This is a genomic window from Burkholderia pseudomultivorans (assembly GCF_902499075.1).
Classification (GTDB): domain Bacteria; phylum Pseudomonadota; class Gammaproteobacteria; order Burkholderiales; family Burkholderiaceae; genus Burkholderia; species Burkholderia pseudomultivorans.
Map to the genome: position 1 here is coordinate 1 of NZ_CABVPP010000046.1, position 15,127 is coordinate 15,127.

A 15,127-nucleotide genomic window follows, 5' to 3' on the forward strand; every position below is an offset into this window, starting at 1 on the left:
ACGAGGCGTTCATGAAAATCGCCGCTTGCATCATCTGCTGGCGACAGCTGCAAAACTCATTGTGTTAGAGCTTCTTATACCGGAGATCGACATCGATCGCACGCGTAAATTGTGTGCGTCGATCAAAGACACGGAGCCAAACGATGCGAGCCGAACAATTGCTTCCCGACGATCAGGACCGGATCGACGCCGGCGACACGACGATCCGCAAGGGCACCGTCGGTGCGTTTCTCGTCAATGCGCGCGTGCTGACCGATCCGCATGCGTCGACGGCCGAACGCGCCCGCGCGGAAGCGGACGTGCTCGACGCGTTGCCGGCGCTGCGCGCGCTCGGGCTCTTCGATGTGCTCGAGGTGCGCGATGGCGCGCTGCGCGCGTGGCTCGACGCGCATTGACCATTGCGCGGCACCGCGACGTCACGCGTACGCGTGCCCAAGCCGGGTATTCACATCAGCCGATTCGAGGAGTCGACATGAAGGCAGCAGTCGTGAAGGGGCGCGGTGAAGGTCCGGTCTTTACGGAATTCGAAGCGCCGCACGCGCAGCCGGGTCACCGGCTGATCGACGTGACGGCGTCGGCGCTGAGTCGGCTGGCGCAGGGGCGGGCGTCCGGCGCGCACTATTCGTTCGACGGGCGCTACCCGTCCGTCGTCGGCGTTGACGGCGTCGGTCGGCTCGACGACGGGCAGCGCGTCTACTTCTTCAGCGCCGCGGCGCCGTTCGGCGCGATGGCCGAACGCACGATCGTGCCCGATACGCAATGGGTGCCGCTGCCGGACGATCTCGACGACGTCACGGCCGCCGCGATCGCGATCCCGGCGATGTCGTCGTGGGCCGCGCTGACCGAGCGCGCACGCATTGCGGGCGGCCAGACGGTGCTCGTCAACGGCGCGACGGGCGCGTCGGGCCGCCTCGCGGTGCGGATCGCGAAGCACCTCGGCGCCGCGACGGTGATCGCGACGGGACGCAACCCGGCTGCGCTGCACGCGCTGCTGGACGCCGGCGCGGATGCCGTCGTGCCGCTGCAGCAGGACGCCGCCGCGCTCGCGCGTGCGCTCGAACCGCACTGGCGCGCGGGCGTCGACGTCGTGCTCGATTATCTGTGGGGCGATACCGCGCGCACGCTGCTGGTGAGCGCCGCGCCGAACCTGCCGGCGGGACGCCCGCTGCGCTTTGTGCAGATCGGCTCGATCGGCGGAGCGGACGTGTCGCTGCCGGGCGCCGTGCTGCGCGCCGCCGCAATCGAACTGATGGGCAGCGGGCTCGGCAGCGTGCCGCTGCCCCGGTTGACTTCGGTCGCGCGCCGCGTGTTCGACGCCGCCGCACTCGCGCGGCTGACGCTCGACACACGCGTGGTGCCGCTGTCGGCGGTCGGCGAACACTGGAACGATACGAGCAGTGCCGTTCGTACGGTGTTCACGATGGGAGCGGAACGCTGACCGCCGTGCGGCGCCGTGGGCGCGTGTCGTCGCCCGCGCGACAGCGATCGGGCGTCAACACCGCTGCCGAATCCCCGCCGTCACGCCAACCCGGGCCGTGCCATATCCGGCGAAATCGCGCGACACGTAGACCTTGCGCACGTGCTTCGCGATCGCGAATGCGCCGGGCGCGCGCCCAATGGCGAGTTCACTGTTTGCAGTCGTCAACAATGCTGCGCGCGTCACGCTGCGCCGCTAGCTTGTCTACGAGATGCATCAGGCAGCGCGTTTCCGCCCGGAACGGACGAGCGTATGTGCGATTCCTGTATGCGGAGCTGGAACGACTTACATTCGGGATTCGATTGTGTCGACCATTACAAGCGAGGCACCATCGAGCCGGTGACTTCATCACATTCCCGACGACAGGCGATCATGCTGGCCGAACCCATAACGGTGCATTTCGAATGAACGGATTGGCGATAGGTGTGCAAGCGGCCGGCATGATCGTACTCGCGGCCGTCGTCCTGCTCGGAATCACGGTAGGTCTGCTGATCGTCGTCCTATACAGCTTCTCGCGCCATGAGGGACGCCTCGAACGAATGAAGTCGGGAATGAAAGCGCTCTGTTCCGCTCTGGCAATTGTCATCTTGCTGTTCTGCGCCGGCGTCTACTACAAGGACGCTCGCTTACGCGCACGCGCGACGCAGTTCGTCACCGAACTTTCCCGGGGCGACGGGGGGCGCTACACCGCGCGATATGCGTACCTCGGAGGGGAGCGAATTCTTTTGCGGCTCTATCGGACCTCCGATATGCGATTGCTTGCCGAGCGCACGTACGCGTACCCGGATGCTGTTCGCTTGATATGGACCAAGGAATCGCTGATATTCGATACCGCCGTCGACTATGACGGAGAAATCAGGCTGCCGCCCACCGGGTTTGATCGATTCAAGGCCATATTGCCGTAGTGGGGGGGGCGCTCCTGCGCAAGTGACTGCACCGCATGGAGGCACGGGCGACGTGCATGCCGTCGCTCGCGTCGTCAAGCGAGTCGTTAGAACCGCTGCTGAATCCCCGCCGTCACCCCCACCTGCGTCGTCCCATACCCGGCGAAATCGCGCGACACGCCGACCTTCTGGTCGTGTTTCGCGATCGCAAACGCACCGGACAGATACAGCACCGTGCGCTTCGACAGCGCGTAATTCGCGCGCATCGACACCAGCGTCGGATCGGCGTCGGTGCCGCCCTTGATGTCCTGGTGATAGACGGCCGCGATCAGCGAAAACGTCGGCGTGAACTGGTACGATCCGCCGACCCAGTACGTGTCGCTCAACTGGTTCGCGGCGCTCGTGTGATACGTGCGCCGATAGTTGCGGTAGCCGGCCATCGTCTTCAGGTTGCCGAAGTCGTAGCTCAAGCCTGCGTGGATCCCCTGGATGTAGTTGACCGTGTCGGCCGGCGTCACGCTGTCGGCTGCGCCGTTCTGCCGATCGAACGTGATCACCGCCGCGAACGGGCCGGTCTCGTAGCCGAGCGCGAAGTCGTATTTCGAGCTGGTCTTCACGCTGCCCGGCACGTTGCCGAAGCCGTACATCGCGCCGAACTTGAAGCCGCTGAACTCGCCGTCGTAGCGCACCGCGTTCGACGAGCGCGTGAACATGCCGTCCTTGCGGCCGCCGGTCGCCATCGACGACGTCGCCCACGAGTAGTTCTGCGCATAACCCATCGGGTCGAACGGCAGCAGGTAGTCGTAGGTGACGGTGTAGTTGCGCCCGAGCGTCAGCTCGCCCCATTTGCCTTTCAGGCCGACCGTCGCGCGGCGCGCGAAGATGGAGTCGGGGCCGTCGTCGAGTGCGCCGTTCGCGAGATCGATCCCGCTTTCCAGGCGGAACACGGCTTTCAGGCCGCCGCCGAGATCCTCGACGCCGCGCAGACCCCAGCGCGACGTGTTCTTGTTGCCCGACTTCAGCTTGACCGAGCTGCCGCCTTCCGGTGCCGCGTGGTTCGTGTACTCGATGCCGGCATCCATGATCCCGTACAGCGTGACCGACGATTGCGCGTGCGCGGCGCCGGCCGCGAGACCGGCGACGGCGGCCGAGCCGGTCAGGACGGCGGCGCGAAGGGAACGTGACTTCATTGACGGTGTCTCCTTGGTTCTTGTGGGTGAGGTGAAACAGATGCGGCGCACTGGCCGCCGCCCGGGTCAGCCCGCTTTCGCGAATGCCCAGCAGTCGTTGGTCGGGAACTCGATCCAGTGCTTGCCGGCCGTGCGCGGCACGTGGCCGAACGCGCGCAGCCGCATGTCGCCGCAATGGAACAGGTATTCCCAGCGGTCGCCGAGATACATCGACGTGACGAGGTCGGCCTGCAGCCGGTTGGCGCCGGGGCCGTCGGCGACCTGCACGCGTTCGAGACGGATCACGGCCTGCGCATCCTGGCCCGGCGCGAGCGTGTCGCGCGCGAGCGCGCGGATTTCCCAGCCGTCGCCGGCGAGCGTCACGCATTCGCCGTCGATTGCCGCGACGCGCGCGTCGATCCGGTTGTTGCTGCCCATGAACTCGGCCGTGTACAGCGAGCGCGGCGCGCCGTACAGCTCGGCCGGCGTGCCTTCCTGCTCGATGCGGCCGTTGCGCAGCAACAGGATGCGGTCGGACATCGCCATCGCCTCGGTCTGGTCGTGCGTCACGCACAGCGCGGACAGCCCGAGCGACACGATCAGCTCGCGCAGCCACGCGCGCGCTTCCTCGCGCAGCTTTGCGTCGAGGTTCGACAGCGGTTCGTCGAGCAGGATCACCGGCGGGTTGTAGACGAGCGCGCGCGCGATCGCGACACGCTGCTGCTGGCCGCCGGAAAGCTGGTGCGGAAAGCGTTCCGCGAGATGGCCGAGGCCGAGCTGGTCGAGCGCGGTCTGCACGCGGCGCTTCTGTTCGGCCGCCGCGACGCGGCGCAGCTTCAGCCCGTAGCCGACGTTGTCGGCGACGGTGCGGTGCGGCCACAGCGCGTACGACTGGAACACGAGGCCGAGCGAGCGCTGCTCGACCGGCAGGTCGACGCGCTGCGCGCCGTCGAAGAACACGCGGTCGTCGAGCTGGATGCGGCCGTCGGACGGCTGTTCGAGGCCGGCCACCGCGCGCAGCAGCGTGGTCTTGCCGCTACCCGACGCGCCGAGCAGGCATACGACTTCGCCGGCCTTCAGTTCGAACGACACGCCCTTGAGGATCGGGTTGGCGCCGTAGCTGAGGTGCAGATCGTCGACGATGAGCTTATCCATGAAGTTTCACTCCGAAACGCAGGGCCACGCCGAGACCGACGCCGACCATCGCAATGTTGATGACAGAAAGCGCGGCGACCTGGTCGACGGCGCCGGTCGCCCACAGCGACACGAGCAGCGCGCCGATCACTTCGGTGCCGGGCGACAGCAGGTAGACGGCGGTCGAATACTCGCGCTCGAAGATCATGAAGATCAGCAGCCACGCGGCGAGCAGGCCGAAGCGCACCAGCGGCAGCGTCACGTCGAGCGACACGCGCTGGCGCGTTGCGCCGACGCTGCGGCCGGCTTCCTCGAGCTCGGGGCCGACCTGCAGCAGCGCGCTCTGGATCAGCCGCATCCCGTATGCGAGCCACACGACCGTGTACGCGATCCAGATGCTCCACATCGAGTTCTTCAGCTCGCGCAGGCCCGGCACGAACAGGAAGATCCACAGGAACGCGAGACCGGCGAGCAGGCCCGGCACCGCGCGCGGCAGCAGCACGAGGTAGTCGAGCAGCTTCGTTGCCCAGTCGTGGCGGCGATGGCCGGCGAACGCGACCAGCGAGTAGAAGCCGATCGCGAGCGCGCCGCCGATCACGCCGATGCCGAGCGTGTTGACGATCGCGCGCACCAGGTTGTCCTGTTCGAACAGCTCGACGAAGTTCGACAGCGTCAGCACTTCCGCGAGCGCCACGCCTTCGCCCCAGTTGGTCACGAACGCGCGCAGCACGATGCCGGAGATCGGCACGATCACGGTCAGCGCGAGCCACAGCGCGACGATCGCGAGCGCGACCCAGCGCCACACGCCGAGCGGCAGCACGGTCGAGCGGCCGGCCTTGCCTTTCACGGTGACGAAGCGGTTCGCGGTCTTCAGCAGCCGGCGCTGCAGCAGCACGAGCGGGAACGTGATCGCGACGATGCACACCGCGACCGCGGCCATCAGGTGATACGACGGCACGCCGAGCTTGTTGGTCAGCTTGTACAGGTAGGTCGCGAGCACGAGATGGCCTTCCGGATCGCCGAGCACGAGCGGCAGCCCGAACACCTCGAAGCCGAGGAAGAACACCAGCACGCCGGCGAACAGCAGCGCGGGCATCGTCATCGGCAGGCTCACGTCGAGCGCGACGCGGAACGGTCGCGCGCCCGATACGCGTGCGGCTTCCTCGACGTCCGAGCCGAGGTTGCGCAGCGCGGCCGACGAGTACAGGTACACGTGCGGCACGTGCGTGAGGCCGACGATCACCGTGATCGCGAAGATCGAATAGACGTTCCAGGGCACGCTTTCGACGCCGAACAGTTCCTTGAGCCACACCGAGTAGAAGCCGACCGGGCCGGCCGCGACCACGTAGCCGAACGCGAGCACCATCGGCGACACGAACACCGGCGTCAGCAGCAGCGGTTCGAGCCAGCGGCGGCCGGGCAGGTCGGTGCGCACCATCAGGAACGCGAGGATGCCGCCGAGCGGAATCGAGATGAACAGCATCCCGCCGGCGATGACGAACGAGTTCTTCACGGCCGACCAGAAGTCGGGATCGCTGAAGATGAAGCGGAAGCCTTCGATGCCGAGCGTCTTGTTCGCGTCGAAGAACGGCGCGGACAGCAGGCTCTGGAACAGGATGAAGCCGAGCGGCAGCGCGACCGCGACGGTCAGCACCGCGACGACGATCCAGCGCAGCATGCCGGCGAACGGCTGCAGGCTGCCGGCCGGCAGCGCGGGAATCGTGCCGCCGCTGCCGGTGGTGGACGGAACGGCCGGCGCCGTTCCGCGTGTGCGGGTTGAAAGCATGCGTGTACCCCTGCGGCCATCCGAATGGCCGCCTCCAGGACGTCAACAAGGGGAAGGGCCGCCCGCGAAACGGGCGGCCGGTCGGTCAGTCGGTCAGCGCTTGATCGCCTGCTGCCACTGCTTCAGGAAAGCGAGCCGCTTCGACTGGTCGAGATAGACGAGCAGGCCCGTGCCGATCGGGATCGGCTTCAGCGAATCGCCGAGTTCCTTCGTGAGGCCCGCGGCCGAGGTTTCGCCGTTCACGTCCGCGCGGATCGCATACAGGTTCGCCTGGTTCGCGATCAGCGTCTGGCCGCGCTTCGACAGCAGATAGTCGACCCACAGCTTCGCGGCGTTCGGGTTTTTCGCCTTCTTCGAGATCGTCGCGAGGCGGCTCACGACCTGCGTGTAGTCCTTCGGAAACACGTAGCCGATCGACTTGTCCTTCTTCGCCTTCGCGTACGCATACGAGCCGATGATGTTGTAGCCGATCAGGTTCTCGCCGGACGAGATCCGCTCCATCATCGCGCCGGTGCTCGATTGCAGCTTCGGGCCGGTCGCGCCGATCGCCTTCACCAGTTCCCACGTGACCTTCTCGTTCACGTGCGCGTCCTGCGTCAGGTAGTTGAAGCCGACGCCCGATTTCTCGATGTCGTAGGTCGTGACCTTGCCCTTGAACTTGTCGGCCTGCGTGGTGAGCAGCCGGATCAGGTCGGCGCGCGTCTTCGGCACTTCGTTCTCGGGAATCAGCCGCTTGTTGTAGACGATCGACAGCGGCTCGAACGTCGTGCCGTACGCCTGCTTCTGGTATTGCGCCCATTGCGGCACGTGCGCGCTTTCGGGCGAGTCGTACGACGCCATCAGGCCGTCGTTCACGAGCTTGACCTGCAGGTCCATCGCCGAACTCCACAGCACGTCGGCGCTGGTGCTGCTCGCCGCGTTCTCGCTGATGTAGCGGTTGTACAGCTCGGTGCTGTTCATGTCGTTGTATTCGACCTTGACGCCGTACAGGCTTTCGAAGTCCTTGATCAGCGGCCGAACGAGGCCGGTGTCGGTCGTCGAGTAGACGATCAGCCGGCCTTCCTGCTTCGCGGCGTCGATCACGCCCTGGTAGTTACCCGGATACCCGCCCGGAACCTGGGCGGCGGCCGTGCCGGCGGCGCTGCCCAGGACGACCGCCAGCGCGGCGGCGAGGTGCTTCGGTACGAACGGCATGTCTTCCTCCAGTTACGCTTGTGTGTTGTTCGAGTGCAGCGGATGGTAATTGCGGAGCACTTTCAGCCCGCTTTCATTTCGGTTCACAATAGCGTCCTTTGTGTCATGGATTTCCCGAGGTCCCCATGCGTGTGCTGCTTGTCGAAGACAACCCCAATCTGGCGCAGTCGCTGAACGACGCGCTGAGCGCCGCGCGCTTCGCGGTCGATCACATGGCGGACGGGGAGGCGGCGGACCACGTGCTGCGCACGCAGGACTACGCGCTGGTAATCCTCGATCTGGGCCTGCCGAAGCTCGACGGGCTGGAGGTGCTGCGGCGGCTGCGCGCGCGCCGCAATCCGGTGCCGGTGCTGATCCTCACCGCGCACGGTTCGGTCGAGGACCGCGTGAAGGGACTCGATCTCGGGGCCGACGACTATCTCGCGAAGCCGTTCGAGCTGACCGAGCTGGAAGCGCGCGCCCGCGCGCTGATCCGGCGCAGCCACGGCCACGAGCGTTCGCGCGTCGCCTGCGGGCCGCTCGCGTACGACAGCGTCGACCGCAGCTTCCGGCTCGCGGACGAACCGCTGCCGTTGACGCCGCGCGAGCGCTCGGTGCTCGAGGTGCTGATCCTGCGCAACGGCCGCGCGATCAACAAGGAAACGCTGTCGGAGAAGATCTTCGGGCTCGACGAATCGGTGAACGCGGACGCGATCGAGATCTACGTGCACCGGCTGCGCAAGAAGCTCGAAAACAGCGGCGTCGCGATCGTCACGCTGCGCGGGCTCGGGTATCTGCTGGAAGCGAAAGCGGAATGAACGGCGGCCCTGCTCGCAAGCGGCCGTCGGCCGCGCCGGCGCATGCGCCATGTACGACGACGCGGCGCAGCGCATGACGATCCGTCCCAATCTCCGCACGCAGGTCGCGCTGTGGCTGCTGCTGCCGCTGCTCGGCCTGCTCGCGCTCGATTCGTGGCTCACGTACCAGCGCGCGATGAGCGCCGCGCACGTCGCGTTCGACCGCACGCTGTCGTCGTCGCTGAAGTCGATCCGCGAAGGAGTGCGGCTCAACGACGGCGAAATCGAGGTCGACCTGCCGTATCTCGCACTCGAGATGTTCGAGTCCGGCGACGGCGGCAAGATCTACTACCTGATCCGCGAAGACAACGGCCGCACCGTCACCGGCTATCCGGACCTGCCGCTGCCGCAGAGCAGCGACGCGGGCGACGGCGCGCTGTTCGTCACGCGCTACTACGACGTCGTCTACCGCGGCGAGCGGTTGCGGATGGCCGCGCTGCGCGTGCCGGTGCACGACGTGCCGACCGCGCAGACGCGCATCGTGTGGGTGATGGTCGGCGAGACGATCGAGGCGCGCCAGGCGCTCGCGCGCGAGATCCTGACCGGCTCGCTGCTGCAGGAAGGCCTGCTGGTCGTGCTCGCGCTCGGGATCGTGTGGCTCGGCGTCGGGCGCGGGCTGCGGCCGCTGAACCGGCTGTCGGCGACGGTCGCCGCGCGCAGCGAGGACGATCCGACGCCGCTCGACACGGGCGGCATGCCGAGCGAGCTGGCGCCGCTCGTCGATTCGATCAATCAGTACATCGGCCGCACGCAGCGGATGCAGGTCGCGCGGCGCCGCTTCTTCGCGGATGCCGCCCATCAGCTGAAGACGCCGCTCGCGGCCGTGCAGGCGGGCGTCGAGCTTGCGCTGCGGCCCGACGAGCAGCCGCGCGTGAACGTGCACCTGCGGCGCGTGAACGGCGCGGTGCGGCAGGCTGCGAAGATCGTCCAGCAATTGCTGTCGCTGTCGCGGCTCGATTCGGACAGCGGTCATGCGGTCGCGCACCAGCCGGTCGCGCTGCACCGGCTCGCGCGCAGCGTGACGCTCGACTGGTCGCCCGTCGCGCGCGCACGCGGCATCGATCTCGGCTTCGAGCACGAGGGCGACGTCGATGTGCACGGACAGCCCGATCTGCTCGGCGAGATGATCGGCAACCTGATCGACAACGCGATCCGCTATGCGGGCGATCGCGCGGTGATCACGGTGCGCGTGTCGCGCGACGGCGCGCACGCGCGGCTCGACGTGATCGACAACGGGCCGGGGATTCCAGAGGACGAACGCGACGCGGTATTCGAGCGCTTTCATCGCGGCAGCAAGACGCAGACGGTCGAAGGCACGGGGCTCGGGCTGTCGATCGTGCGCGAGATCGCGCGCGTGCATCAGGGGCGCGTCGTGCTGGCGGATGCAGCGGGCGGCGGGTTGATCGTCACGGTCGAACTGCCGGTGGCGAGCGGCGAGGCGGTGCGTGCGGCCTGAGTAGCCTGAGCGACTTGACGATGTCGACGCGACCGGCCGCCGACCGATCGCGACGGCGACAGGGGGCCGCCGTCAGCACGCTCAGTCGCCGAAGCCGATCTCCGCGTCGAGCGGCTGGCCGACTTCGAGCCACGCGCCCGCGCCGTGCACGACGATCGCGTTGTTGCCGAACGTCAGCGCGTTGTCGTAGTTCGGGTGCGCGCGATAGGTCTGCATCGTGTCGGTCGGCTCGTGCGGCCATGCGGGGTCGGGAGCGCCGGTGCGCTGGTCGATCGTCGGCACCGGGCAGCGCGTGCACAGCTTCACGAGACGCAGCCGCACCGCTGCCGCGCCGCCGGCGTCCGTGTCGAGGTGCTCGACGTAGTCCTCTTCGTACGCGTCGAGCCCCGCGACGACGATGTTCGGCCGGAAACGGTTCATCGGAATCGCCGGCGCGCCTTTCGCGACGAGTCGCGCGTTCAGGTCGTCGAGCGACGCCTGGCCGATCACGAGCAGCGGATAGCCGTCCGCGAACTGGGTCGACGCATCGATGTCGCCGGTCCATTTCGCGCTGCATGCGCGGCGCGACTCGGGCGCGAAGCGCGCGAGCTTTGCGGGCAGGCCGAGGTATTCGCTGAACCACGCAGCCGTTTCGGCACCGGTGTCGATCGCCTCGACGGTGTCGCGCCACACGGTGGCGGCCATCTTCGGCGTGGCGGGCGACGCATCGCCTTCGAGCGGCGTGCGCAGTGCCGGCATGCCCGGCGCGTTCAGCACCAGCGTGTCGCCGTCGAACGCGGGCTGCACGAGCGCGAGACGCGCGTGCGTGCGCTGCGTGATCATCTGGCCGTTCGCGTCGGTCACCATCCAGTGACGGTCGTACGCGAGCCCGGTGTCGAGCAACTGCGCGCGCGGCAGCGCGATGCCGCCGCAGGATTTGATCGGATAGACGAAGAGTTCGGCGATGGCTGGCATGACGCTGGCGGCGCGCGGCGCGGATAGTCAAAGCGCGATTGTGCCAGAACGGTCCGAACCCGTTTGTGTCGTTGCGTCGCGGCCGTCACGCGGACAACGGAAAGCCGTGGTCGAACGTCGCGCGTACGTCGAGCGGCTGGCGCAGCAGGCCCGCCTTCAGGTAGAAATCGGCGGTGCGCTGCTGCTCGGCGACGATCGTCGCGTCGATCGGCTGCCAGCGCGTGTGGCGTCGTTCGAACTGCAGCTTCGCGGCGGCCGGCGGGATGCCGATGATGCGCGCGAGCGTCGCGGAATAGGTGTCGACGTGGCGGTACGACCACGTTTGCGCACGGACCACGCGCAGCAGGAAATCGCGCAGCACGTCGCGCTTCGACGCGATCGCGGCATCGGTCGCCGCGACGTAGCTGAGGCCCGACCACAGGCCGCGGCCGTCGACCAGCACGCGCGCGCGGCCGCTCGTCTCGGCGAGCGCCGTATAGGGCTCCCAGGTCGCCCACGCGTCGATCGAGCCGGTCGCGAGCGCGAGCATCGTGTCGGCCGGCGGCAGGAACCGGAACGACACCGCATCGGGCGGCAGGCCGGCCGCGTCGAGCGCCTTCAGCGTGACGAAATGGCCGATCGAGCCGCGCGTCGTGCCGATGCGCTTGCCCTTCAGGTCGGCCGCGCGCCTGAGCGTCGCGTCGGGCCGCACGAGCACGGCGGTGCCGTACGGATCGGAGCGGTTCGCGCCGATCACCTTGATGCGTGCGCCCGACGCGAGCGCAAAGATCACCGGCGCGTCGCCGATCGGCCCGCAATCGACGGCGGCCGCGTTCAGCGCCTCGGCGAGCGGCGCGGCGGCCGGGAACTCGGTCCACGCGATGTCGTACGCGAGGCCGTTCAGTTCGCCGGCAGCCTCCAGCAGCGCGCGCAGCCCGCCTTTCTGGTCGCCGGCGCGCAGCAGCGGCCGCGTGCCGGATTGCGCGTGCAGCGCGGCCGGGGCGGCAGCAACGGTCGCAAGGGTGGCGAGTGCGCTGGCCTGCGCGAGGAAATGGCGTCGGGTCGGATTCATCGTGAAGTCGGTTCGGTCCAAAAACGGGTTCGGGAATTCAGTGCGGCAGGCCCGCCTGCACGTCGCGCACGGGTTCGGCGTCGACGCGCAGCAGCAGTGCGGTCAGCGGGTCGCGATCGCCGGGGCCGGTGCGCGGCGGCGGCTGTGCGCCGGCCTCGGCGCGGCACAGCAGGTCGGCGTCCGACCATCCGGCGCTGCCCGGCAGCGCGCGCGCCCGCAGCCAGCCGCGGCGATCGGCGAGGAGCTGCGTGCCGCCGAGCGCATCGGGCGCGACGCCCGCGATCGTCGCGAATGCCTGCCACGCGTCGGGCGTCGCGGCGACGCAGTTCGCGCGCGCGTCGGCCGCGGGCGGCATCGGCGCACCCTGCGTCGTGACGAGCAGCGTCTGCCAGCGCGGATCCTCGGGCGGCGGCACTGCACCAGTTGCGAGCGCAACGATGCGCACGCGCTGTCCGTCGCGCCAGCGCGCGAGCGGCTGCGGCGCGGCGTGGCCGCAACGCACATCGAGCGCGGGCAGCGCGACCGGCACCGGCCACGCACCTTCCGCCCGTGCGCCGCTGCCGGCCGCGAGCGCTTTCAGGTAATCGAGCACGGCCCACGTGTCTTGCGGATCGAGCGTCGCGGCGAAGCCCGGCATCGACGGCGCGCCGTGTGCGTCGCGCGTGCCGTGCCGCACGCGCCAGAACAGCTCGCCGTCGAGGCGACGGGCGAGCAGCGTGCCGGCGAAGGTCGGCGGCCAGTGCGCGAGCGTGGCGGCGAGCGGCCCTTCGCCGCGGCCGTCCGCGCCGTGGCACGCGGCGCAGCGGCTCGCATACAGCCGCGCGCCGTGCATCACGCTCGCGACCGAAAACGGCACGGGGTTGCGCTGGAAACTGGTGGGCACCGCAGGCGCGAGCCACAGCGACGAAGGCGGCCACGGCGCAAGCCACGCGGCGGCCAGTGCGGCGATCGCGCAGGCGAATCGGCGTTTGCGCGACGCGATCGCGACCAGTGCGAACACGGCAGCGACCACGCTCGCTGCGCACGCGAACGCGAATTGCCGCGTCAGCGCCGCGTCGATGCGCAGCGTTTCGAGCGCGATCCGGTGCGCCCACGGCCATGCGGCCTGACCGTCGGCGTCGCCGCTCAGGCCGAGCGCATGCAGCGTGCGCGCGAGTGCGGCCTGCGCGCGATACAGCAGTTGCAGGAACGCGAGCGTCCAGTCGGAGAGCAGCGATGCATTCATGCGCGAAATGGCCGTTGCGACGTGGCCCGGCGATCGACGTGACCGACGAATCCGGCACCGCGCATCTACCAGCTCGCATCGAGTCCGAGATGCCGCAGCGCTTCGTGGCGCAGCTCGGCGAGACGCGGATCGCCGCGATGACGCGGATACGGCAGGTCGACCTGCAGCTCCGCGACGATGCGCGCGGGACGCGGCCCGAACACGATCACGCGCTGCGCGAGGAACAGCGCTTCCTCGACATCGTGCGTAACCAGCAGCGCCGAGAAGCCGTCGCGCTGCCACAGCGCGGTCAGCTCGGCCTGCATCGTGAGCCGCGTCAGCGAATCGAGCTTGCCGAGCGGCTCGTCGAGGATCAGCAGGCGCGGGTCGTTGACCAGCGCGCGGGCGAGCGCGACACGCTGCGCCATCCCGCCGGACAGCTGATGCGGAAACACGTTCGAGAAGTCCTGCAGCCCCACCCGCGCGAGCGCGTCGTCGACGCGATGCTGCGCGACGCGCGCCACGCCGCGCGCCTCGAGGCCGAGCGCGACGTTCGCGCGCACGCGGCGCCACGGGTACAGCGTCGGATCCTGGAACACGACGATGCGCGACGGATCGGGCCGCTCGATCGGCGCGCCGTCCTGCGCGATCGTGCCTTGCCGCGCGGCGTCGAGGCCGGCGACGAGGCGCAGCAGCGTCGATTTCCCGCAGCCGCTCGGGCCGAGCAGCGCGACGAATTCGCCGGCCGCGACCGACAGCGTCACGTCGTCGAGCACGGGCAGCGGACCGCCGGGGCCGTCGAACGCGTGGCTCACGCGGCGGATGTCGATGCGTGCGCCGCGCGGCGGCGCGCCGGCCGGCGATGTCGAAACGACGGGTTCGAGAGCGGCGGCGCCTACCATTTGACGGTTCCTTTCTGCCATGCGAGCACACGGTCGCGCACCGCGAACAGCAGCGCGATCAGCCCGGAAAACAGCAGCGCCATCACGAGCAGCGCCGCATACATGTTCACGTAAGACGCCCAGCCCTGCGCCCAGCTCAGATACCAGCCGAGCCCGGACTTGACGCCCATCATCTCGGCGACGACGAGCACCGTGAACGACGCGCTCAGCCCCATGAAGATGCCGACGAACACGTGCGGCAGCGCGGCCGGAATCGCGACGCGCAGCACCAGGAAGCGCGCGTTCGCGCCGAGCGTGCGCGCGACGTCGTAGTACTGCCGGTTCACGCTCGCGACGCCGGACCAGGTCAGCACCGCGACCGGAAAGCCGGTCGCCAGCGCGATCAGGAACGCGGCGGCCGAATAGCTCGACGGAAAGAAATAGAAGGTGAGCGGCAGCAGCGCGGTCGCGGGCACCGGGCCGAGCAAGCGCAGCACGGGATGGACCCAGTAGCCGATCCGGCGCGACCAGCCGATCGACACGCCGACCGCGAACCCGACCGACACGCCGTACGCGAAACCGAGCGCGAGCAGCTTCAGCGTGTTGCCGGCGCTGCCGGCGAGGCGCGGCCAGTCGTCGACGTAGACTTCGATCAGCGCCTGCGGCGGCGCGAAGAACGGCGTCGGCAGCCAGCCGGTTTTCGCGGTGAGGATTTCCCACGCGGCGAGCGCGAGCGGCAGCGCGACCAGCCACGGCCCGGCCGGCCGCACGCGTGCGAGCCGTGCGCGCGACGCGGCCGGCCGGTGGCCGAGCGTCGCGGCGACCAGCAGCAGCGCGGCGATCGTCCACGCGGCCGTGCCGAACGTGTCGGTGTAGGCCCAGTCGGTGAAGCCGACGACGCGGTTCGGCCACAGCCGCGTCACCGCGCCGAGTGCGCCCCATGCGAGGGCGGCGACGATGCCGGTCGGCCAGTTGCGTGCGCGGCGCGCTTCGGCCGCGAGCGTGGCCTCGCACGCGGTGCAGGCCGCGCGGGAAGCGGCGGGGGCGGGGGCCGGCGTGGACGCGGCGCGCGGCGAGGCGGTCGGTTCGAGCGTCGACATC

14 protein-coding genes and 1 pseudogene are annotated in these 15,127 nt (G+C 69.1%); 5 read left to right on the forward strand and 10 right to left on the reverse strand.

All coding sequences use genetic code 11. The annotated features are described in order from the left end of the window. Positions 1-143 precede the first annotated feature (143 nt). Together BST28156_RS24800 and BST28156_RS24805 are read left to right on the forward strand one after the other, a co-directional pair. Positions 144-395: a hypothetical protein gene (locus tag BST28156_RS24800; RefSeq protein ID WP_174903586.1), complete on the forward strand. Its 252-nt coding sequence runs from the start codon at positions 144-146 to the stop codon at positions 393-395. A 77-nt stretch (positions 396-472) separates the two neighbouring features. Continuing rightward, positions 473-1,438, forward strand: a complete 966-nt coding sequence (locus BST28156_RS24805; protein ID WP_174903587.1) for a quinone oxidoreductase family protein — start codon at positions 473-475, stop codon at positions 1,436-1,438. Positions 1,439-1,492: 54 nt separating this feature from the next. Here the strand turns inward: BST28156_RS24805 and BST28156_RS34845 are convergent. Beyond that, a pseudogene (locus BST28156_RS34845) lies at positions 1,493-1,609 on the reverse strand (porin); the annotation flags it as partial. A 272-nt stretch (positions 1,610-1,881) separates the two neighbouring features. Here BST28156_RS34845 and BST28156_RS24810 point away from each other — a divergent pair. After that, positions 1,882-2,382: a hypothetical protein gene (locus BST28156_RS24810; RefSeq protein ID WP_244131499.1), complete on the forward strand. Its 501-nt coding sequence runs from the start codon at positions 1,882-1,884 to the stop codon at positions 2,380-2,382. Positions 2,383-2,468: 86 nt separating this feature from the next. On the opposite strand, the gene BST28156_RS24815 is transcribed toward BST28156_RS24810, so the two are convergent. The 4 genes from BST28156_RS24815 to BST28156_RS24830 form a co-directional block, all read right to left on the reverse strand. Next, a complete protein-coding gene (locus tag BST28156_RS24815; RefSeq protein ID WP_174903588.1) occupies positions 2,469-3,551 on the reverse strand; it encodes a porin in 1,083 nt (360 codons plus the stop codon). Between the two features lie 66 nt (positions 3,552-3,617). After that, positions 3,618-4,685, reverse strand: a complete 1,068-nt coding sequence (locus BST28156_RS24820; protein ID WP_060238309.1) for an ABC transporter ATP-binding protein — start codon at positions 4,683-4,685, stop codon at positions 3,618-3,620. Continuing rightward, positions 4,678-6,450: an ABC transporter permease gene (locus BST28156_RS24825; protein WP_174903589.1), complete on the reverse strand. Its 1,773-nt coding sequence runs from the start codon at positions 6,448-6,450 to the stop codon at positions 4,678-4,680. The genes BST28156_RS24820 and BST28156_RS24825 overlap by 8 nt, the downstream gene beginning before the upstream one ends. A 93-nt stretch (positions 6,451-6,543) precedes the next feature. Next, positions 6,544-7,644, reverse strand: a complete 1,101-nt coding sequence (locus BST28156_RS24830; RefSeq protein ID WP_060238303.1) for an ABC transporter substrate-binding protein — start codon at positions 7,642-7,644, stop codon at positions 6,544-6,546. 125 nt (positions 7,645-7,769) lie between these two features. On the opposite strand from BST28156_RS24830, the gene BST28156_RS24835 reads away from it, so the two are divergent. Beyond that, positions 7,770-8,441: a response regulator gene (locus tag BST28156_RS24835; protein ID WP_174903590.1), complete on the forward strand. Its 672-nt coding sequence runs from the start codon at positions 7,770-7,772 to the stop codon at positions 8,439-8,441. A gap of 73 nt (positions 8,442-8,514) precedes the next feature. Next, a complete protein-coding gene (locus BST28156_RS24840; protein WP_060238297.1) occupies positions 8,515-9,936 on the forward strand; it encodes a sensor histidine kinase in 1,422 nt (473 codons plus the stop codon). An 81-nt stretch (positions 9,937-10,017) separates the two neighbouring features. Here BST28156_RS24840 and BST28156_RS24845 read toward each other — a convergent pair whose 3' ends face one another. From BST28156_RS24845 to BST28156_RS24865, 5 genes are all read right to left on the reverse strand, one after another. Next, positions 10,018-10,890, reverse strand: a complete 873-nt coding sequence (locus BST28156_RS24845) for an MOSC domain-containing protein (RefSeq protein ID WP_174903591.1) — start codon at positions 10,888-10,890, stop codon at positions 10,018-10,020. An 85-nt stretch (positions 10,891-10,975) separates the two neighbouring features. Further along, positions 10,976-11,941, reverse strand: coding sequence for an ABC transporter substrate-binding protein (locus tag BST28156_RS24850; RefSeq protein WP_174903592.1), 966 nt, complete (start codon positions 11,939-11,941; stop codon positions 10,976-10,978). A gap of 37 nt (positions 11,942-11,978) precedes the next feature. Beyond that, a complete protein-coding gene (locus BST28156_RS24855; protein ID WP_174903593.1) occupies positions 11,979-13,166 on the reverse strand; it encodes a c-type cytochrome in 1,188 nt (395 codons plus the stop codon). Positions 13,167-13,231: 65 nt separating this feature from the next. Next, positions 13,232-14,047: an ABC transporter ATP-binding protein gene (locus BST28156_RS24860; protein WP_174903594.1), complete on the reverse strand. Its 816-nt coding sequence runs from the start codon at positions 14,045-14,047 to the stop codon at positions 13,232-13,234. Further along, positions 14,041-15,126 carry an ABC transporter permease gene (locus BST28156_RS24865; protein ID WP_174903595.1) on the reverse strand — a complete coding sequence of 362 codons (1,086 nt, stop codon included), beginning with the start codon at positions 15,124-15,126 and terminating at the stop codon, positions 14,041-14,043. Before BST28156_RS24865 ends, BST28156_RS24860 begins: the two co-directional genes overlap by 7 nt. Position 15,127 lies beyond the last annotated feature (1 nt).